The 17,964-nt window shown below is 45.8% G+C and carries 20 protein-coding genes and 1 tRNA gene; 2 read left to right on the top strand and 19 right to left on the bottom strand.

The window, feature by feature from the left end:
* Positions 1 to 69: 69 nt before the first annotated feature.
* From ACI6NM_RS12720 to ACI6NM_RS12645, 16 genes are all read right to left on the bottom strand, one after another.
* Positions 70 to 155 (bottom strand) — tRNA-Ser (locus ACI6NM_RS12720).
* An 85-nt stretch (positions 156 to 240) separates the two neighbouring features.
* A complete protein-coding gene (gene ispD / locus ACI6NM_RS12715) occupies positions 241 to 972 on the bottom strand; it encodes a 2-C-methyl-D-erythritol 4-phosphate cytidylyltransferase (RefSeq protein ID WP_158360171.1) in 732 nt (243 codons plus the stop codon).
* Between the two features lie 22 nt (positions 973 to 994).
* Entirely contained in the window at positions 995 to 2,032 is a 1,038-nt protein-coding gene (tsaD, locus tag ACI6NM_RS12710; protein ID WP_337811341.1) for a tRNA (adenosine(37)-N6)-threonylcarbamoyltransferase complex transferase subunit TsaD, read from the bottom strand.
* 26 nt (positions 2,033 to 2,058) lie between these two features.
* A complete protein-coding gene (locus ACI6NM_RS12705) occupies positions 2,059 to 2,970 on the bottom strand; it encodes a ribonuclease Z (protein WP_022273931.1) in 912 nt (303 codons plus the stop codon).
* A gap of 145 nt (positions 2,971 to 3,115) precedes the next feature.
* Positions 3,116 to 3,358, bottom strand: coding sequence for a hypothetical protein (locus ACI6NM_RS12700; RefSeq protein ID WP_022273930.1), 243 nt, complete (start codon positions 3,356 to 3,358; stop codon positions 3,116 to 3,118).
* A 126-nt stretch (positions 3,359 to 3,484) separates the two neighbouring features.
* Complete coding sequence (gene rimI / locus ACI6NM_RS12695; RefSeq protein ID WP_337811342.1) at positions 3,485 to 3,946, bottom strand: ribosomal protein S18-alanine N-acetyltransferase; 462 nt, start codon at positions 3,944 to 3,946, stop codon at positions 3,485 to 3,487.
* A gap of 71 nt (positions 3,947 to 4,017) precedes the next feature.
* A complete protein-coding gene (locus ACI6NM_RS12690) occupies positions 4,018 to 5,214 on the bottom strand; it encodes a M20 metallopeptidase family protein (RefSeq protein WP_337811343.1) in 1,197 nt (398 codons plus the stop codon).
* A 45-nt stretch (positions 5,215 to 5,259) separates the two neighbouring features.
* Complete coding sequence (locus tag ACI6NM_RS12685) at positions 5,260 to 6,216, bottom strand: ABC transporter ATP-binding protein (RefSeq protein ID WP_337811344.1); 957 nt, start codon at positions 6,214 to 6,216, stop codon at positions 5,260 to 5,262.
* Positions 6,217 to 6,228: 12 nt separating this feature from the next.
* Positions 6,229 to 7,203: an ABC transporter ATP-binding protein gene (locus tag ACI6NM_RS12680; protein WP_337811345.1), complete on the bottom strand. Its 975-nt coding sequence runs from the start codon at positions 7,201 to 7,203 to the stop codon at positions 6,229 to 6,231.
* Between the two features lie 9 nt (positions 7,204 to 7,212).
* Positions 7,213 to 8,082 (bottom strand): ABC transporter permease, encoded by an 870-nt coding sequence (locus ACI6NM_RS12675; protein WP_337811353.1) that lies wholly within the window; start codon positions 8,080 to 8,082, stop codon positions 7,213 to 7,215.
* Positions 8,083 to 8,091: 9 nt separating this feature from the next.
* Positions 8,092 to 9,030, bottom strand: a complete 939-nt coding sequence (locus ACI6NM_RS12670) for an ABC transporter permease (RefSeq protein ID WP_337811346.1) — start codon at positions 9,028 to 9,030, stop codon at positions 8,092 to 8,094.
* Positions 9,031 to 9,119: 89 nt separating this feature from the next.
* Positions 9,120 to 10,472, bottom strand: coding sequence for an ABC transporter substrate-binding protein (locus ACI6NM_RS12665; RefSeq protein WP_438500880.1), 1,353 nt, complete (start codon positions 10,470 to 10,472; stop codon positions 9,120 to 9,122).
* A gap of 83 nt (positions 10,473 to 10,555) precedes the next feature.
* A complete protein-coding gene (locus tag ACI6NM_RS12660; RefSeq protein ID WP_337811348.1) occupies positions 10,556 to 10,699 on the bottom strand; it encodes a hypothetical protein in 144 nt (47 codons plus the stop codon).
* A gap of 18 nt (positions 10,700 to 10,717) precedes the next feature.
* Positions 10,718 to 11,416 carry an RraA family protein gene (locus tag ACI6NM_RS12655; protein WP_337811349.1) on the bottom strand — a complete coding sequence of 233 codons (699 nt, stop codon included), beginning with the start codon at positions 11,414 to 11,416 and terminating at the stop codon, positions 10,718 to 10,720.
* Positions 11,417 to 11,430: 14 nt separating this feature from the next.
* A complete protein-coding gene (locus ACI6NM_RS12650; protein WP_337811350.1) occupies positions 11,431 to 12,123 on the bottom strand; it encodes an RraA family protein in 693 nt (230 codons plus the stop codon).
* 12 nt (positions 12,124 to 12,135) lie between these two features.
* The gene (locus ACI6NM_RS12645; RefSeq protein ID WP_337811351.1) at positions 12,136 to 12,816 is read right to left on the bottom strand and encodes an RraA family protein; all 681 of its coding nucleotides are present in this window, start codon (positions 12,814 to 12,816) and stop codon (positions 12,136 to 12,138) included.
* Positions 12,817 to 13,008: 192 nt separating this feature from the next.
* Between ACI6NM_RS12645 and ACI6NM_RS12640 the strand changes: the two genes are divergently transcribed.
* Positions 13,009 to 13,932 carry a LysR family transcriptional regulator gene (locus tag ACI6NM_RS12640; RefSeq protein ID WP_337811352.1) on the top strand — a complete coding sequence of 308 codons (924 nt, stop codon included), beginning with the start codon at positions 13,009 to 13,011 and terminating at the stop codon, positions 13,930 to 13,932.
* Positions 13,933 to 14,841: 909 nt separating this feature from the next.
* The gene (locus ACI6NM_RS12635; RefSeq protein WP_428227915.1) at positions 14,842 to 16,128 is read left to right on the top strand and encodes an IS110 family RNA-guided transposase; all 1,287 of its coding nucleotides are present in this window, start codon (positions 14,842 to 14,844) and stop codon (positions 16,126 to 16,128) included.
* Positions 16,129 to 16,334: 206 nt separating this feature from the next.
* Here the strand turns inward: ACI6NM_RS12635 and tsaB are convergent, their stop codons facing one another.
* Genes tsaB through ACI6NM_RS12620 form a run of 3 tightly spaced genes read right to left on the bottom strand, consistent with a single transcriptional unit; the run spans position 16,335 to position 17,962 of the window.
* Positions 16,335 to 17,039, bottom strand: coding sequence for a tRNA (adenosine(37)-N6)-threonylcarbamoyltransferase complex dimerization subunit type 1 TsaB (gene tsaB / locus ACI6NM_RS12630; RefSeq protein WP_262427373.1), 705 nt, complete (start codon positions 17,037 to 17,039; stop codon positions 16,335 to 16,337).
* Positions 17,040 to 17,465 carry a tRNA (adenosine(37)-N6)-threonylcarbamoyltransferase complex ATPase subunit type 1 TsaE gene (tsaE, locus tag ACI6NM_RS12625; RefSeq protein WP_022273927.1) on the bottom strand — a complete coding sequence of 142 codons (426 nt, stop codon included), beginning with the start codon at positions 17,463 to 17,465 and terminating at the stop codon, positions 17,040 to 17,042.
* Complete coding sequence (locus tag ACI6NM_RS12620; protein ID WP_022273926.1) at positions 17,462 to 17,962, bottom strand: YcxB family protein; 501 nt, start codon at positions 17,960 to 17,962, stop codon at positions 17,462 to 17,464. Before ACI6NM_RS12620 ends, tsaE begins: the two co-directional genes overlap by 4 nt.
* Positions 17,963 to 17,964: the final 2 nt, after the last annotated feature.

Here is a 17,964-nt window from a genome sequence, read left to right as displayed (position 1 = left end):
TCCTTTAAGGAATCCGATATTCAGTTTGCTGCACCGGATCCGGTCCTACCCGACTCCGCGATACAGTAGCGGAGAGAGTGGGATTCGAACCCACGCGCCCTTGCGGACAAACGGTTTTCAAGACCGCCTCGTTATGACCACTTCGATATCTCTCCAAAGCGCTCTCTCAAATGTGCTTTTACATTCTATACGATACTTGCGTTTTTGTCAAGCGCTTTTCAAAACTTTTTTTACTTTTTTTTACATCTTTTTCAGATCATCCAAAAAAGCCGCTGCCACAGTCATATCCTCCGGTGTTGTCACCTTGATATTCCGGTAGTCTCCCATGACCAGTTTCACCTTCTCATTGGTCATGCGCTCTACCACCATGGCATCGTCGGTGATCCCCTTCTGGAGAGCCGGATCTGCCATAAGGCTGTCATAGGCCCCCTTCACCAGACCGTACCGGAACGCCTGGGGCGTCTGGATCTGCCATAACAGGCTCCGGTCCAGGGTCGTTTCTGCAAACTGATCCCCGTCGGCGACCTTCACCGTATCCTTCACCGGAACGGCTGCCACGCAGGCCCCGTACTCCCGGGCCGCCTCTATGGTCCTCCGGATCACCTCTTCCGAGATCAGGGGCCTGGCTCCGTCATGGATCAGGACCAGATCTGGTCTCTGATCCTGTCCGTCCAGGGCGGACAATCCCCGGCAAACAGAATGATACCGTTCTGCGCCTCCGGCGACCACTGCCCTGACCTTTTTAAACCCATACCGGTCCACAATATGTTCCCGTACCCAGTCTGTTTCCTCTTTTCCGGTTACCAGGATCACCTCATCCACCGGACTTTTTTCAAAGGCCTCCAGGGAATACCAGATCACAGGTCTCTCCTTCAGAAGAAGGTACTGCTTCGCCACGCCGGACTGCATCCGCTTCCCCTGGCCAGCCGCCAGGACCACAGCCGCAGTCCTCTCCCCCTTTTCTCCCATCATAGTTTCTCCCTTCAGACAGCGCCTACCGCTCTCCCAGCTTTAAATTGGGGACCGCATTGAGATCCCACCCGGCTCTGGCGCCATTGATATATTCATAATAACCGGCAGCGCCGATCATTGCCGCATTATCTGTACAAAAGATCGGGGATGGATAATAAAACCGGATCCCCTCTTTTTCACAGGCTGCCTTCATTCCTGCCCTCAAGGCAGAATTGGAGGCCACTCCGCCGGCAATGGCCAGCTTATCATAGCCGTATTCCTTCGCCGCCGCCACAGCCCGGGACACCAGCACATCCACCACCGCATTCTGGAACGAGGCAGCCAGATCCGGCACGCAGATCTCCTCTCCCTTCATCTGGGCCTGGTTGATGTAGTTCAGGACAGCGGATTTCATGCCGCTGAAGCTGAAGTCATAGGCAGATCCACCAACCTTTGCCCTGGGGAATTCCATGGCATGGGGATTTCCTTCCTTTGCCGCCTTGTCCACCTTAGGACCGCCGGGATATCCCAGTCCCACGGCGCGGGCCACCTTATCAAAGGCCTCTCCCGCCGCATCGTCCATGGTGCGGCCAATGATCTCAAATTCCCCGTAATCCTTCACGATCACCAGATGGGTATGTCCGCCGGAGACGATCAGACACACAAAGGGAGGCTCCAGATCCGGATGCTCGATAAAATTGGCCGAAACGTGGCCTTCGATATGGTGGACGCCCACCAAGGGCTTTTTCGCCGCGTAGGCGATGGCCTTGGCCTCTGCCACTCCCACCAGAAGAGCGCCCACAAGACCGGGACCATAGGTCACAGCAATGGCCGTCATCTCCTCCAGGGTCATGGACGCCTCCTTTAAGGCCTCCCGGATCACCTGGTTGATCTTTTCAATATGCTTTCTGGATGCGATCTCCGGCACCACGCCTCCGTACAGGGTATGGAGGGCGATCTGGGAGGAGATCACATTGGACAGGACTTCCCTGCCGTTCTTCACCACAGCCGCCGCCGTCTCATCGCAGGAGCTCTCTATGGCAAGAATATATACATCTTCATCCGTTTTACGTATCTTCATGATTGTTTCAAAACCTCTTTCCGGCTTTACTCTTCGTCAAAGCCCAGTTCCATGGACCAGCCGTCCCGGGCTGTTTTGATCCTTGGGAAGATCTCCCGGATCTCCTCCAGATAGTCCTCCGGCCTGATCAGGGACGGGCTGTAATGGGTCAGCCACATCTCCCTGGGCGCAGCCTCCCGGCCCAGCCTTGCCGCCTCCTGGAACGTCATATGCTTATATTCCCTGGCCTTGGCCGCCTTCTCCTTTTCTCCGTACATGCCCTCGCAGATAAACAGATCGTTGTCCTTTGCGTATTCCGCGATCACCGGCACCGGCCTGGTATCCGTGGAATATGTAACGGAAAGGCCCCTCCTGGTCTCTCCCAGGACCATATCCGGCGTTAGGATCCGCCCTTCATGCTCCAGGGTCTCCCCCTTCTGGAGCCGGCTCCACATCTTCTGGGGGATCCCCTGTGCCTTTGCCCGTTCCACATCAAAACGGCCCTTTCTGGGAATGGAGATCCTGTATCCGTAGCAGGCCACATTGTGGTTCACCTTAAAGGCATCGATCACAAAGGGGCCTGCCTGGAACTGCTCCCTGGGTTCCGACAGCTCCCGGAACACCAGAGGAAACGGAAGCTCCGGCGCAATGGTCCTTAAGGCTCCCACGACCCGCTCCAGGCCTCTGGGGCCGGCCAGGAGCACCGGCTCCACCCGCTCGGCATTTCCCATGGTCAGAAGGAATCCCGGCAAACCGCTGATATGATCCGCATGATAGTGGGTAAAGCAGATCACGTCCACCGGCTTGGGGCTCCATCCCTTCTCCTTCAGGGCCACCTGTGTCCCCTCGCCGCAGTCGATCAGCAGATTGCTGCCGTCGCAGCGGGCCATCATAGAGGTGAGCCAGCGGTAGGGGAGCGGCTGCATGCCGCCTGTTCCCAGTAAACAGATATCTAACATTCTAAATTCCTCATTTCCTAAACCAGTTTCTTTCAGTCCTTATATGCTCTTACGAATCATATCACAAACCGCCGCAGGGACGCAAGAGAGGGCGCGGTAAAAATATGATTTTACCTGCGCCCTCCTGTACATTCCTGCATATTTTCTAAAGAAGCTCTGTCTGCTCCTCCACGTCCACCGGGATCCGGAACCCGCCCACCAGCTCATCGTAGCACGATTCGCACAGATCGAAATGATGGACCTCTCCGTCTTTTTCTGAAAAATAATCCCACGCGTGGTCGAACGCAGCCGCCCCTTCCCGGACGATCCCATCTTTAACGACGATCTTTTTTCCGCACATATTGCAGATCACTGTCTCCAGCTTCCCTGTTTTCCCGTACTTTCTCATGTAATCCTCACCTTTCCGCTTCCTAATATCCTCCCTGCGCTTGTATATTTAAAAAGGCAGGGGCCCTCAGGCATTCTCCGGGGGCTCCAGGATCGCGATACCAGTATACATGAAAATTTGAGAATTTTAAGTGGAAACGACTGGGATATTTCGCAACCACATAATAACAGCATCTTCCACTGGCTGCTGATAGTAGTTTTTGCGCCGCGCTTCCTCCCGAAAACCGTAGGATTGATAAAGTCCGAGGGCCACCTCGTTACCAGCCCGTACCTCCAAACTCAAAGCGTTAACGGCCTTTTCTGCGGCTGATTTTTCCATTCGATCCATCAGTTCTCTGGAATAGCCCTGCCCCCGAAACTCAGGAAAAACTGCAATCCGCATCAATTCTCCTTCTCCTGCCAAAAAGCGACATGTAAGATAACCGAGAAGTGTGCCTCTTTCATCCTCCAAAAGCCAGGTCTCATCCCAAGGACTGTCTGGCAGATCTTTTATAATCCCCCATGTCCACGGATCAGAAAAGCAGGCTGCCTCAAGGGCCATCACCGCTTTCGTATCCTGAGAATTCATGACTCGCAGACAAGTTTCCATGAATCTTCGCTCCCTTTTCTTTCATAGAGATAAAAGGAATTATAACAAAACATTAAAAAAAGGTCAATTGGCTATCCCTTTAATACGTTCATATCCGATCCGCTGATTTTAAACACACTGCTTACCATGCCTGCAATCCCTGTCAGAATTGCCTGCTCATTGAATATAATTGCCGGGTTATGCAGAGCCCATTTGGATTCTGGTGTTTCATCGTAAGTTCCAATACGGAACAAGGCTCCCGGAACCTTTTCTAAATAAAAAGAAAAATCCTCTGAACCCATAGAAGAAACTGGAACCTGAAGAAGGCGTTCCGGTCCCAAAATTTCTGTTACCGCCTCACTGATCCAATCGATTACTTTTGGGTCATTCATGGTGGGCGGATACCCAAAATCATATTCCACCTCTGCTTCTGCCCCCATGGCGTAGGCTGTTCCTACTGCCAGTTGCTTTAAATATTCAGAAACCTGGATTCTGGTCTCTGGATTTTGGGTCCGCACCGTTCCCTCCATCACCGCTTCACCGGGAATTATATTACTTACAGTTCCCGCCGTCAGATGTCCCACGGTAATAACCACCGGATCCACTGGTGCCACACGGCGGGACACAATGGTTTGAATCTCCGTAATTATATGTGCCGCAACCACTACTGGATCAATACCTTTATGTGGATGGGCCGCATGCCCCCCCTTGCCTTTTACAGTAATTTTAAACGAATCTGATGCCCCAAGCATCGCTCCTTTTCGAACACCAATGGTTCCCGCTGGCATTTCCGGCCAGGTATGGCACGCAAGAATATAATCCAGACACGGGTTTTCAAGAGCCCCATTGGCAATCATAGACTTTGCTCCTCCATAACCTTCCTCCGCTGGCTGAAACAGAAATTTTACAGTCCCACAAAGCTCAGGCTGATAATCTTTTAACAAACAAGCCGTTCCCAATAGAACCGCCGTATGCAGATCATGACCACAAGCATGGCAAACTCCCGCATTTTTTGAAGCAAACGGAAGGTTTGTATTTTCTGTAAGTTTCAGAGCATCCATATCAGCCCGCAGCCCGATTACCGGTCCAGGCTTTGCTCCTTTTAAGATTGCTACTGCTCCTGTTTGATTCCCATTGGGATAATTTTCAATCCTCAAATGATCCAGATATTCACGAACCAGCTTGGTCGTCTCAATCTCCTGCATAGAAAGTTCCGGATATTCATGAATCCGACGCCGAAGTCCGACAAACTCTTCTTTTTTTTCTTCAATCCGTTCTAAAATTGTCATTTTATTCCTCCTATCTTGCAATCTAGATCTATGGTTACCACACAATTATTGCTGATGCAAAATGCAAGCAACGAAATGTCCCGAACTTACTTCTTTAAACTCCAGATCTTTTTCCATGCACTCCGGCTTTGCAAACGGGCACCTGGCCGCAAATCGGCATCCAGGCTTTGGATTGATTGGACTTGTAACCTCACCCCGAATTATTTCCTGCTTTTTATTTCTGGCTTCCAAACTTGGCTCCGGAATCGCAGACAACAAAGCGCGGGTATATGGATGAAGGGGATTTTCAAACAATTCGTCTGAAGAACACCGTTCTACACACTGTCCCAGATACATAACAGCAATTTCATCACTAATATGCTTTACAACGCTTAAGTTATGAGTAACAAACATATAAGTCAGACCGCGCTCCTCTTGCAGATCCATAAGCAGATTCAGCACCTGTGCCTGAATGGAAACATCCAGAGCTGACACCGGCTCATCACAGACAATAAACTCTGGATTTAATGCCAACGCCCGAGCAATTCCGATTCTCTGTCTTCTTCCTCCATCCAGTTCGTGAGGATATGTATTCACAAAGCGATCCGCAAGACCAACTATCTGCATCAATTCGTCTACCTTATCCATAATCTCTGTTTTATTTTTCATGGTTTTACACACACGAATAGGTTCTGCAATAATATCGCTAACTGTCATACGAGGATTTAAAGACGCATAAGGATCCTGAAAAATAATCTGCATTTTCTGGCGCATTCGATCCATTTCTGTCCTAGAATACTTCAGAATATTTTCTCCATCATACAAAACTTCTCCTGAAGTTGCTTCCAGAAGACGAAGTACGACTCGACCAAATGTTGATTTTCCACAACCTGATTCTCCCACAACTCCAAGAGTCTGGCCCCTCCCAATTGTCAGATTTACATCATCTACTGCATGAAGCAGTCCACTGGATGTCTCAAAATATTTCTTTAAATGTCTTGTTTCTATCAAAGGCGTATTCATTTTATTCCTCCCCTAATCAGTCGTCTCATTATACAGATGGCAACAGATTACATGCCCCTCCTTTTCCATAGGCGATGGAATTTTATTTTTGCAAATATCCATACATTGGGGGCATCTGGTATGAAATTTACAGCCTTCTGGAAGATCTGTTGGATCCGGCATCAAACCGTCAATCGGATGAAGCCTTCTTGTCTTTTTCTTTAAGTCCGGAATTGACTCAAAAAGTCCAACCGTATAGGGATGGTGATGGTCTCCAGAGAAAATCTGCTCTACTGTTCCAGTTTCAATAATTTCTCCAGCATACATAATTGCAACCCTGTCACATGACTTAGCAACAACTCCTAAATCATGAGTAATTAAAATCATAGCCGTATTAAGATTTTGTTTTAATTCATCCATCAGTGCCAATACCTGGGCTTGAATCGTCACATCCAGGGCCGTCGTTGGTTCGTCTGCCAGGAGAAGGAGTGGCTCACAGGCAAGTGCAATCGCAATTACAATTCTCTGCTTCATTCCACCAGAAAACTGGTGCGGATAATCATTTTTTCGTTCTGGCGGAAGACCTACCATCTTTAAGATTTCATCAACACGACTCTCCACTTCCTCTTTATTTCTATATTTTTTATGAAGATCCAACACCTCTGCAATCTGATCCCCTACTGTCAATACGGGATTCAAACTCGTCATAGGATCCTGAAAAATCATAGAAACAGTTTCGCCTCGAAGAAGACGCATATCAGCCTCTGTCGCAGCCGTCACATCTTTTCCATTCAAAATGATAGTTCCACCCTTGATTTTTCCTACTTTTTCAGGAAGAAGCCTCATAATGCTAAGGGCAGTTGTTGTCTTACCAGCACCAGTTTCTCCCACCAATCCCAACGTCTCGCCTTTCCCAACTTTCAGATTGATTCCATTCACAGCAAAAACCCGGGCATCATCTGTCTGATACTCCACATACAGATCTTTGATTTCCAATAACCGTTCCATATCTGCCTCCTAATTTTTCATTCTGGGATCCAAAGCATCACGTAATCCATCTCCAATCAAGTTCAAAGACAGAACCGCCAACATAATAGAGATTCCAGGGAATATCATTAAATATGGATAATAACGCATCTGGTCTCTGGCTTCGGAAAGCATAGATCCCCACTCAGGAATTGGTGCTTCAATTCCCAGACCAATAAAACTAAGTCCTGCAACACCAAGAATTGTCGTTGCCATATTTAGAGTTTCCTGAACAACCAAAGGTCCGATGGCATTGGGCAGAATATGTCTTACAATAATTCTGACATCCTTCGTTCCACAGGCCCTGGCAGCCTCAATAAACTCCTGTCCACGAAGAGAAATCACGGAAGAGCGAACAATTCGAGCAAACTGAGGTATTCGGCAAATGCTCATTGCAAGAAGGACATTAAACAAGCCCGGCCCCAATGCACCAACAATAGCCACTGCCAGAATCGTCCCCGGAAGGGCAAGGAAAATATCCATTATACGCATTAGAATCATATCGGTTTTTCCACCATAGTAACCTGAAAGCGCTCCTATACCACCTCCTACCAACATAGCAATTCCTACGGTAAACAATCCCACTACAAGAGAGATTCTAGAACCATAAATAATTCTTGCAAACACATCGCGGCCATATTGATCTGTACCAAACCAATGGTCTCGACTTGGGAACTGCAAACGTTCTTTCATATGTTGTCCAATAACTTCTGTATCATAGTCAAAAAAGATACCTGCCCCCACTGCAAGAATTACCAGAGTAAGAAATAAAACCAAGCCAAACATGGCCAGTTTATTTTTTTTAAACCGAAACCAGATGGATTTCAACTGGCTGCGCTTTTTAACTTTTTTTGTTGCCATATGTTCCACCTACTTCCTCCTTTTTACGAATTGAGCTTTAATCCTGGGGTCAATATATGTATAAAGAACATCAACACTTAAATTAACAAGACCGGCAACCACCGCCGCAAACATGACGCTTCCAATCAGCATCGGTGCATCCTTAGATTTTACTGAGTTAACCATTAAAGTTCCAAGACCGGATATTCCAAATACATTTTCAATAATCAAGGCTCCTCCCAGCAGATTACTGATACTAAGTCCTACAGTTGTGATAACTGGAAGCAAGGCATTTTTAATAGCATGATGAAAAATAATCCGACGAGGTTCCGCTCCCTTAGCTTTAGCCGTACGAATATAATCCTGCCGTATAACCTCCAGCATGGTAGAACGGGTCATACGCATAATCGTTGCCATCTGAGCGGCTGCCAGCGAAACAGAGGGCATGATCAAATGTTTCCAAGAATCTGAACCTATTGCTGGCAAAAGATGAAGCTGAACGGATAAAAGTAGAATTAATAGGAGACCAAGCCAGAATGCGGGAATAGAAGTAAATGCCAGCGCTGACATTGTTGCTACAATATCGGCAAAGGAATACTGTCTCACCGCTGATATAATCCCAACTGGAATTCCAATAAACACAGCAATAAACATGGCCATAACTGCAATTTTCAATGTTACTGGAAAACGGGCAGCAATCTCCTCTACCACGGGAACTCCAGTACGATAAGACTGGCCAAGATCACCTGTTACTGCGGAGACTATGTATTTTCCATAACGTACAAAAAAATTATCATTCAAACCCATTTCCTCACGCAATGCATCCACATCTTCCTGACTGGCATATTCCCCCAGAATGACTCTAGCCGGATCTCCCGGTGTTAAATCCATAATCGTAAATAAAATAAATGAGATGCCCAGAACAACTGGAAGCATCCACAAAAGACGTTTCCCGATATACTTTAGCATGTTACCTCCTTCTAAAATTGACCGGAGACTTCTTGGATTTCTCCGCGTCGTCTCCGGTCAATCTGTCTCATCAATACACGGAACTTCTTTTATTCCCAACTATAATTGTAAGTATAGTATCTCATCATTGGATCCGCTTTGACTCCTTTCAGTTCTTTAACGGCCGCATATGTTCTTTCACCAGTGTACATGGGTACAAAGAGACTTTCGTCACGAATTATCTCACAAACTCTTAAGTACAATTTTTCCCTTTCTGGTTCGTCATCAGAGATTCTTGCCTTATCCAATAACTCATCCAGTTCTGGATTGTTAATCGCCATATAGTTATTTCCACCGTTTAACTCACTGCTGTGCAGGAACGGATATGCTCCAAAATCTGCATCAAGAACCTGAACTGCATTTGCATAAATAGAAATCTCATAATCACCACCGGTATAGCAAAGATCAAACCAGGAAGCACGCTCCATCGGTTCAATTGAAAGATTAATTCCAATTTCCTTCAATTGGGCCTGTACAACCTCTGCCGGTTTGGTATAGTTGCTTGCTCCGATAATTCGCATAGTGATGTCAACCCCATTTGGATATCCTGCTTCGGCAACCAGCTGTTTTGCACGCTCCACATCCCTTTCCAGCCCCTTGAAATCCTTGGGTGCCTGTGGACAAAGCGGAGTAATTCCAGCTTCTGTCGGGGTCGCATAACCATTGGTTGCTCCAAGCGCAATTTCTTCTTTATCAATTGCAATTGCAACAGCTTCTCTCATTCTTTTATCAGAGAAGATTCCCTTAGCATTGTTGAATGCAATCAAGAAGGTACAAGCCTGTGGAGCTGTATAATATTCCAAATTTGGATTATCTTCTATTGCTTGTCTGTCTGAATAATCCTGATTGGGCTGCATAACATCAAGTTCTCCGCTTTCCAAGGCCATGAGAGCTGCATTGTTATCCGGAATTACACGGCATATCATGTTTTTAATCGAAGCTTCTCCTCTGAAGTAATCCGGAAATGCTTCAAAAACATACTTTTCACCCTTTACAACCTCCTTCAACATGTATGGACCGGATCCAACCGGATTCTGAGCAAAACCTTCCGGATCCGCCTCATAAACGCGCTTCGGAACAATAGAAGTTGTAGCATTAACCAAACTACCGATAACCGGTGCGTATGCATATTTCAAAACAAGTTTTACTGTATTGTCATCTACCTTAACAGCCTCCTTCATGCTACTGGTAAATTTCGTTGTAAAAGATGACGCAATGGAGGTATTTAAAGAAAATACTACGTCATCAACTGTCATCACGTCACCATTCTGGAATTTTACACCTTCTACAAGTTTCATAGTCAACTCAGTGCCATCCTCATTAAAGGAATATTCCGTACAAAGATTAGGTACATAAGAGCCATCTGCTTCCTCACGAAACAATGTATCATAAATATCATACATGAGCTCCCAGCTATTCTGATCAGCAGACTTATACGGATCAAAGGTGGTCTGATCGGCAATCTGTCTTTTAGTAATCGTATCCTTTACAGATCCTGCAGCACCTGCTGAAGCTGCCCCCCAGTTCCTCCCGCTGCTGTCTCTGCCTTATCTGCGGAGGCACTGCAAGCCGTCAAAAGCATCATCGCTGCAACAGCTGCACATGCAAGTCTCAACGTTTTTTTTCTCATAATCATTCCTCCTTTGATTTAATTTTCGTCATAGTACTGATATCCAAGAGCTTCCAATTTTTGCCGATATAGACTTTCGTGCTCTTCACGATCCAAAATTCCAGTTTTATAGCTTGAAATTAATCTTTCCTCCAGAGCAACCTTTTCCTTCAGTTCCCGAAGTAGCTTCTGTCCATCCTCCGGATGAATTACAACAATTCCATCTTGATCTCCAATTAGGATATCTCCCGGAAGAATCACCTGGCCTCCAGCGCAGACTGGAACATTGATTTCACCCGGTCCATTTTTATATGGCCCTTGAGGCGTAATTCCCTTGCAGTAAACCGGGAAATCCATTCCCTGAATGGCCTCCTTATCTCGTATACACCCTTCAACAACTACACCTGCCAGGCCTCGCGCCTTGCAGTACCTCATCATTATTTCCCCTGCCAAAGCACGTTCCATAGATCCCTGTCCATCGACCACAAGGATATCTCCCGGCTGTGCCAGATCCATGGCCATATGGAACATCATATTATCACCAGCTGGACACTTCACTGTAAAAGCAGTTCCTGCCATCGGTGCCTTATTCATAGGACGAAGACTGGAATTGGTACAAAAGAGTCGTTCTGCCACATCCCCAATGTTACTGGAAGGGATTCCCCGAAACTGATCAATCAATTGCTTTTTCGGACGTTTAATGTTTAAAAATATCCGACGTCCTATAATTTCTTCCATCTTCCCCCTCCTTCCTAGTCAGTGTAGGCACACTCTTTCTTAATCCGTTCAATCAACGCTGCTTTGTCATATTCAAAAAACTTTACCACATCCATATCATCTCTCTGTAAGAATCGATAACCTTCTTTTTCAATCTTCTCTGCCCTCTGAATCTCACTTTTCGTCATATTCTCAGCCGTTACAAGCAATTCTTCCGTCAACAACTCTGGAGGCAGACAAATCACGCCATCTGCATCTCCCAAGATAATATCTCCAGGATGAACTACCGCTCCTCCACACTGAATCGGAATGTCAACCTCTCCATTTGTTCCTTTGCAGAGGGTCGTCACCGGAGAAAATCCAGTGCAAAATACCGGGAAACCAAGTCTTCCAAGGCCAATCCGATCTGTTGCGGGACCGTCAATCACCAACCCTCCTAATTCTCTGTGCTTCATCATCAAAACAAGCTGGTCTCCGGCAATGGCGAAAATGTCTTCCCGGCCACGATCTACAACAACAACGGAACCCTTAGGTGCTTTCATAATCGCATAATACAAAGCCGAACCATCACGCTCAGTTGCCCGAACCGTATAGGCCGGACCAGCCACTTTCATAAATGTCTCCACCGGTTTAATCCGCGGATGCATATATCCATGCTCAATATGATGTCCAAACTGAGCTGGCGCAACTCCCAGAAGTCGTTCCTTCAGTTCCTTTGTAAACTCCATTTTTCGCACCTCCTAGTATCCACACTCATTCTTTTTCGCTTCTGCAATAGCTTGATTCACGCCAAATTCAAAGAATTTTATTATATCAAAATCTTCTCTCCGATTGTAAACCAAACCGTTTTTCAGTTGCTCTCTTTTTTCCGATTCACTGGCTTCCTTTTTTTCTGCATCCTCAAGATAGGGCATAAAATCCTCTGGCACAACAATTACTCCATCCGCATCTCCTAAAATGATATCACCAGTACGAACAACTGCTCCGCCGCATTCAATATCCACTTCCACTTCTCCACTTGTGCCAGTCACAACACTGGTAACTGGAGAAAAACCTGTACAAAATACCGGAAAACTGCTTTTCTTTAAAGCCAGCTTATCAGTTGCCGGACCATCGATCACAATTCCAGCCATACCGCATCCTTTAGCCATCTCTGCCAGAAATTCTCCCACACAGGCAAATGTATGGTCTCCAGACCGGTCAATCACAAGAACGGAACCCTTTGGCGCTTTCTGTAAAGCATAATACAACGCTGAACTATCCCGTTCTGTTAGCCGGACCGTATACGCTGGGCCGACTACTTTCATTTCATCCTTCACTGGTTTAATTTCTGCTTTCATGAATCCATTGGAAATATGATGGCCAATGGCTGCCGGCGATACCTTCATAAATCTGGCTCTGATTTCTTCTGTAAATTCCATCTTTTTCCTCGCTCCTCTCTTGTATTCGACATTTTTATTTGATATAATAAGCTTCAGTTTGAAATCGTGAGTTATATTTGAGTTAAATTATACAGTTTTTTCACAAATTTGTGAAACGAAAAAAATGGCTGAACTCATGACAAATCATCATAGAAGCTATCTAAACACCACTGGAAAGGACGCACATAAATCATGAATTTTGATAACATCCGTTGTTTTATCAGCCTCGCTGAATGCCTAAATTTTACCCGTGCTGCAAAAAAAGAACATATCACACAAACTGCCATGAGCAGAAAAATCAGCGCTCTTGAAAAAGAACTTGATGTTTATCTTGTTTATAGAGATACGAGACAAGTAGAGCTGACTGCTGCTGGACAGGATTTTTATATACGAGCTAAGGAAATTATCCATTTATACGATGATACGGTAAAACAGGTTCAAGATATCCAAAGCGATTTCCAATCGGAACTGCGCATAGGAGTGGGCGTTTATGATCATGTTTTGTTAAATCAATTTCTAGGCAAATATGTAAGCACTCTTCAAATAAAAGTAAAAATCAACTGCATTCAAGCACCCTATCCTACATTGGCAAAAGATTTTGAAGAAAGGCTAATCGATGTAATGATTTCTACCGATCAAATGGAAGAATCTTTGCTGAATTTTGATTCGAAAAATCTAGGAATGTTCACAATATATGACGAAGACTGGTACTTAATTCTTCACCGGAATAATCCACTAGCCCAATATGACATAGTTCCCCTTAAAGAACTGGAAAACCAAACACTACTAAGCATGCAACCAGGAAGTGTTGCTCATGTTAAAAAATTTTTTGAAAAAGATTTTTTAATCAAGGATACCATGTTTGTTAATTCTTTTGACTCAAAACTTGTTATGGCAAATGCCAATTTAGGTGTGGCTTTTGCTCCCCCATTTATCTTTCCTGTTGCAGGCCGATATCAAAACATTGTGATGAAAAAAACGCTACCGCCCTATCATTCTCGCTGTTTTCGGACATATTACTGGAAAGATAATCCTAATCCGGTAGTTTTGGATTTTATAAGCAAATACCAGGAATTCTGCAAAAATAAAACACCTAAAAAAGTTTCACCAAGATAAATCCACAAACCGGCAATCTTAGTCCTTTCCTTTTACCACTTCAGTATATATACCTGATATTTCATATTGGAAAATTTACATTAGATAAATTTGGGATCTATGTTATTATTTTCTAGGGAGGATTCTCAAGAATACCTCCCTATTTTTATGTATTCGTACGTAAGGATTTAGAAATGTTCTGCCGTTATAATCCATTCTGTGAATACTTTTCACTGTTTGGTATATCTTGGACTCTGATATCCCCAGTAAAATCGTTTCTTGGTATAACAGAGCAGAATTAAGAACCTGCTATAATTGGTAATACTTACATAGAGAAGTCTGCATAGTCTTCTAAAGGCTTTTTACCTACGTTTTCAATACTTCAGATTACCTGACTGGTTGAAATGGCACTTTTCGCTCACAGCAGAAACTTTGGAAAAGAACACAAACGCCAGTTTAATATAGAATCTCCATAAATCACAGTCAAAAACCTTCGCCTCATACTAGGATTTCTATCTACCAGCATTTCCCAACCTGTCGACAAAAATCCTAAAGTACCTTATTCATTTATTTAAACATACCGTTGTGGCATGCCCTCCTTGCGTCGTTCCTGCCTTCGGCACAAACAATGCATGAATCTTTGTTTACGGGTTACTTTTTATTTCATTTTGTGTTAAAATCCAGTTAGAGATATCAGTATACTACAGAGCACGACTGAGGGAGTGGTGAAAGACCATCTTATCCCGCATTTATATATGTGCCGTCATCCTCTTTTAAGCACAAACAATTGGGACTTCGAGCCCGTACACTTATCATTTTAGACGTTGGCACTTGATGCCTCTGGAAACCCCGTTTCCATGATAAGTCTTTTCGCTTGGATGACAGTCAATGCTGATGTCTCTTTTTGCTCTCTTTGAAAGGAGGTATCACATGGATTTTGAAGTGAAACACCTTATCTGTGCTGGGCTGGATGTTCACAAAAAAACGGTTGTTGCTGCTGTCTGCATTACGGATCCTGTCACTTTGGAAGCAACTTATAAAGTGAAATCCTTCTCCACCAACAATTCACAGATTGCAGCTATGCGTGACTGGCTTCTCTCGTATAACTGTCTGCATGTCTGCATGGAATCCACCGGTAAATACTGGATCCCTGTTTTTAACATCCTTGAGCCGCATATGCACGTTATCCTTACTCATCCCAAGTATGTCAAAGCCATAAAGGGTAAGAAAACTGACAAACGTGATGCAAAATGGATTGCCAATCTTTTTCGCTTTGATATCGTTAAAGCTTCTTTTATTCCACCTGCTGATATCAGGGCTCTCCGTGAGCTTTCCAGATATCGTCTCAAACTTTCCTATATGCGTTCCGCTGAGAAAAACCGCTACCAGAATAGTATGACTATTTCACGTATCCGTATTGACTGTGTCCTCACTGATCCATTTGGAAAAACCGCCTCATCCATTATGAATTATCTTCTTTCAGACGTTCCTTTTGACGAAAAGGAATGTGCAAAACTGATTCATGGTGGCATCAAAGTTTCTAATGAAGAGATTTTTGACAGCATACGCGGTTTTGAGATATTATCGGAACAACGCTTTAAGATGTCCCACGCAAAACAGCACATGGAACTTCTCAGCTCCTATATGGATGAAATTGAAACCGAATTATTCCGCCTCAGCCGCCCGTACGATGAAGTAATCAAACGTATTTCAAGGATCGCTGGTTTTACTGAGCGTTCTGCTTTGTTTGTCATTTCAGAAATCGGTGCTGATATGGGGGTTTTTGAATCGGATAAACATCTTTGTTCCTGGGCTGGTCTTACCCCTGCGAATAATGAGAGTGCCAACAAAAAGAAATCTACCCGTTGTTCAAAAGCCGGTCAATATCTAAAGCCTTTACTCATCCAGTGTGCACTTGCTGCTGTAAAAAGCAGGAAAAATCCTTATTACGCCATCAAATATAATCGACTGGCGAAACGGCGTGGCAGGAAAAAAGCAATCATTGCCATAGCCCGAATGATGCTTACAAGCATTTATCACATGATTCTTAATAATGAAGAATGGAAACCAGATGATTACGAAGCCATCATCCATCCATCAAAACCTGAAAAAGTTGCACTTACACTTGATAACGTAATTCAGTTCCTCGGAGAGCAGGGAGCTGATCCGGAAACACTAAAACTCCTTCAACAGCAATGTGCTGTTCATTCTGGATAAATCTTAAAAACCAGATTTTCCACACAAGGGACGTTTATGGTCTATTTTCGGCTCATTGCTTCACACTTCACACTTTTTACACCTTCACATCTTTTTTACTGGTTAAACGATACTTGTAGCTTTTATTATCCTAAAGAAAAAATGTCAGGGTTCATGATTTTTCAATCACACACCCCAACATTTATTGTAGTACCTTTTAATTTTATTCAACCGTTTGCTTCTCTCTCTTCTCTCTCCCGCTCCGCCTGGGATTTTCTCAGGTAGTCCGGCCTGTGGTCATCGGAGCTTTCCATTTTCCCTTCCGCAAAATAACGGGCGCCCAGGGCCGCTACGGCGGCGGCTCTCTGGCGGTTCACATGGGCCGGAGCAAAGGAAAACGGAACTGTGAGCCTTTCCCTGATCTGGCATTTAAAAACAGGCACTCCGTCTCCCAGGAAGATCACCGGCTCTCCCAGGCCGTTTAACACCTCCAGAAGCTCTCCCATGTCCATGGCGTCCTGTTCCCGGAGGATCTCAAATTCTTCCCGGAACCGGTAGACCCCCGTATAGACCTGGTTTCTCCTGGCATCCATGATAGGGCAGATCAGAGCGCCGGCCCCGTACAGGTTGTAGGCTGTGGCGTCCAGGGTCGGCACATGGATCAGCGGCTTATCAAGAGCCAGCCCCAGCCCCTTGGCCGTGGCTGAACCGATCCTTAAGCCCGTAAAGGAACCCGGGCCGCCGGAAACCGCAATGGCGTCCACTGTGGACAGCTCGATCCCCAGAAGCTTTACCATGTCGTCGATCATGGGAAGCAGGGTCTGGGAATGAGTCTTCTTAAAATCGGCGGTAAACTCCGCCATGGTGATATCGTCCTCCACGATGGCCACAGAGGCCACCAGGGACGAGCTTTCGATCCCTAAAATCCGCATTTATGTCTCCTCCACCGTGATCTTTCTGTAATCAAAGCCCTGGGACAGGTCCTTTTCAATGGTCACCTCTGTCACATGGGGCGGAAGGATCTCGCTGATCAGGCTGGACCACTCGATGAGCGTGACCCCGCCTCCATAAAAATAGTCCTCATAGCCCACCTCGTCCATTTCGCTGACATCGCCGATGCGGTATACGTCAAAATGATACAGTGGGAGCCGTCCTCCGTCATACTCCTGGACAATGGTAAAGGTAGGGCTGTTCACCGGCTCTGTGATCCCCAGTCCGCAGGCAAAGCCCTGGGTAAATACTGTCTTTCCCACGCCCAGATCACCGTTTAAGCAGAATACGTCCCCGGCCTTCGCCGCCTCTCCCAGGCGTTTTCCCAGGGCATACGTATCCTCCGGCCCAAAGCTCGTTGCGATCATGGTCTCAGTCCTTTCCGTTTGGATTCCGGCAGATTCTTTTTAAGTATCTCCACCAGCTCCTGCTCCCGTCCCTCAATGGAGCGGTTGGGGATCAGATAGCCGTGGACAGGGCCTGTTTTGATGATGTACATGCTCTTAATGCGGACTACCTTCCATACCTGGTTCCAGAAAAGCTCTCCGGTCATCCCGGCCTTTTCCACGTCGATCTTTTCGTCTCCCAGGGTCAGGTTTAAGGGCGCGGAAAAACCGATGGCCCCGGCCTGCTGCTTCGCCTTCCGGTCCAGCATCAGAGGCTGCACCACCGTAAAGATCAGGGCACAGAATACCAGAAGGATCCTCTGATACACATTGATGGTCTCCCAGTTCCAGGTGACCGCAAGGATCGCCAGGGCGCCCAACGTAAAGATCACGTTGAACGCCCCGGAAAATCCACTGTAAGAATTATACAGGGAAAACTGGAACAGGTCCCTGGCAGTCATTGTTACACTGATTTTCATGT

It is taken from the genome of Pilosibacter sp. YYHA0881, from assembly GCF_051602715.1.
Classification (GTDB): Bacteria; Bacillota; Clostridia; order Lachnospirales; family Lachnospiraceae; genus Alitiscatomonas; species Alitiscatomonas aceti.
Note: the sequence above shows the minus strand (reverse complement) of the source record. Positions and strands in the feature narration are given on the sequence as shown.

What these genes read in the sequence shown, in the direction of transcription:
- ispD (WP_158360171.1), bottom strand. Translation starts at nt 972, where the DNA reads ATGATGGGAGAAAAGGGGGAGAGGACTGCGGCTGTGGTCCTGGCGGCT.
- tsaD (WP_337811341.1), bottom strand. Translation starts at nt 2,032, where the DNA reads ATGAAGATACGTAAAACGGATGAAGATGTATATATTCTTGCCATAGAG.
- ACI6NM_RS12705 (WP_022273931.1), bottom strand. Translation starts at nt 2,970, where the DNA reads ATGTTAGATATCTGTTTACTGGGAACAGGCGGCATGCAGCCGCTCCCC.
- ACI6NM_RS12700 (WP_022273930.1), bottom strand. Translation starts at nt 3,358, where the DNA reads ATGAGAAAGTACGGGAAAACAGGGAAGCTGGAGACAGTGATCTGCAAT.
- rimI (WP_337811342.1), bottom strand. Translation starts at nt 3,946, where the DNA reads ATGGAAACTTGTCTGCGAGTCATGAATTCTCAGGATACGAAAGCGGTG.
- ACI6NM_RS12690 (WP_337811343.1), bottom strand. Translation starts at nt 5,214, where the DNA reads ATGACAATTTTAGAACGGATTGAAGAAAAAAAAGAAGAGTTTGTCGGA.
- ACI6NM_RS12685 (WP_337811344.1), bottom strand. Translation starts at nt 6,216, where the DNA reads ATGAATACGCCTTTGATAGAAACAAGACATTTAAAGAAATATTTTGAG.
- ACI6NM_RS12680 (WP_337811345.1), bottom strand. Translation starts at nt 7,203, where the DNA reads ATGGAACGGTTATTGGAAATCAAAGATCTGTATGTGGAGTATCAGACA.
- ACI6NM_RS12675 (WP_337811353.1), bottom strand. Translation starts at nt 8,082, where the DNA reads ATGGCAACAAAAAAAGTTAAAAAGCGCAGCCAGTTGAAATCCATCTGG.
- ACI6NM_RS12670 (WP_337811346.1), bottom strand. Translation starts at nt 9,030, where the DNA reads ATGCTAAAGTATATCGGGAAACGTCTTTTGTGGATGCTTCCAGTTGTT.
- ACI6NM_RS12665 (WP_438500880.1), bottom strand. Translation starts at nt 10,472, where the DNA reads ATGTATGATATTTATGATACATTGTTTCGTGAGGAAGCAGATGGCTCT.
- ACI6NM_RS12660 (WP_337811348.1), bottom strand. Translation starts at nt 10,699, where the DNA reads ATGAGAAAAAAAACGTTGAGACTTGCATGTGCAGCTGTTGCAGCGATG.
- ACI6NM_RS12655 (WP_337811349.1), bottom strand. Translation starts at nt 11,416, where the DNA reads ATGGAAGAAATTATAGGACGTCGGATATTTTTAAACATTAAACGTCCG.
- ACI6NM_RS12650 (WP_337811350.1), bottom strand. Translation starts at nt 12,123, where the DNA reads ATGGAGTTTACAAAGGAACTGAAGGAACGACTTCTGGGAGTTGCGCCA.
- ACI6NM_RS12645 (WP_337811351.1), bottom strand. Translation starts at nt 12,816, where the DNA reads ATGGAATTTACAGAAGAAATCAGAGCCAGATTTATGAAGGTATCGCCG.
- ACI6NM_RS12640 (WP_337811352.1), top strand. Translation starts at nt 13,009, where the DNA reads ATGAATTTTGATAACATCCGTTGTTTTATCAGCCTCGCTGAATGCCTA.
- ACI6NM_RS12635 (WP_428227915.1), top strand. Translation starts at nt 14,842, where the DNA reads ATGGATTTTGAAGTGAAACACCTTATCTGTGCTGGGCTGGATGTTCAC.
- tsaB (WP_262427373.1), bottom strand. Translation starts at nt 17,039, where the DNA reads ATGCGGATTTTAGGGATCGAAAGCTCGTCCCTGGTGGCCTCTGTGGCC.
- tsaE (WP_022273927.1), bottom strand. Translation starts at nt 17,465, where the DNA reads ATGATCGCAACGAGCTTTGGGCCGGAGGATACGTATGCCCTGGGAAAA.
- ACI6NM_RS12620 (WP_022273926.1), bottom strand. Translation starts at nt 17,962, where the DNA reads ATGAAAATCAGTGTAACAATGACTGCCAGGGACCTGTTCCAGTTTTCC.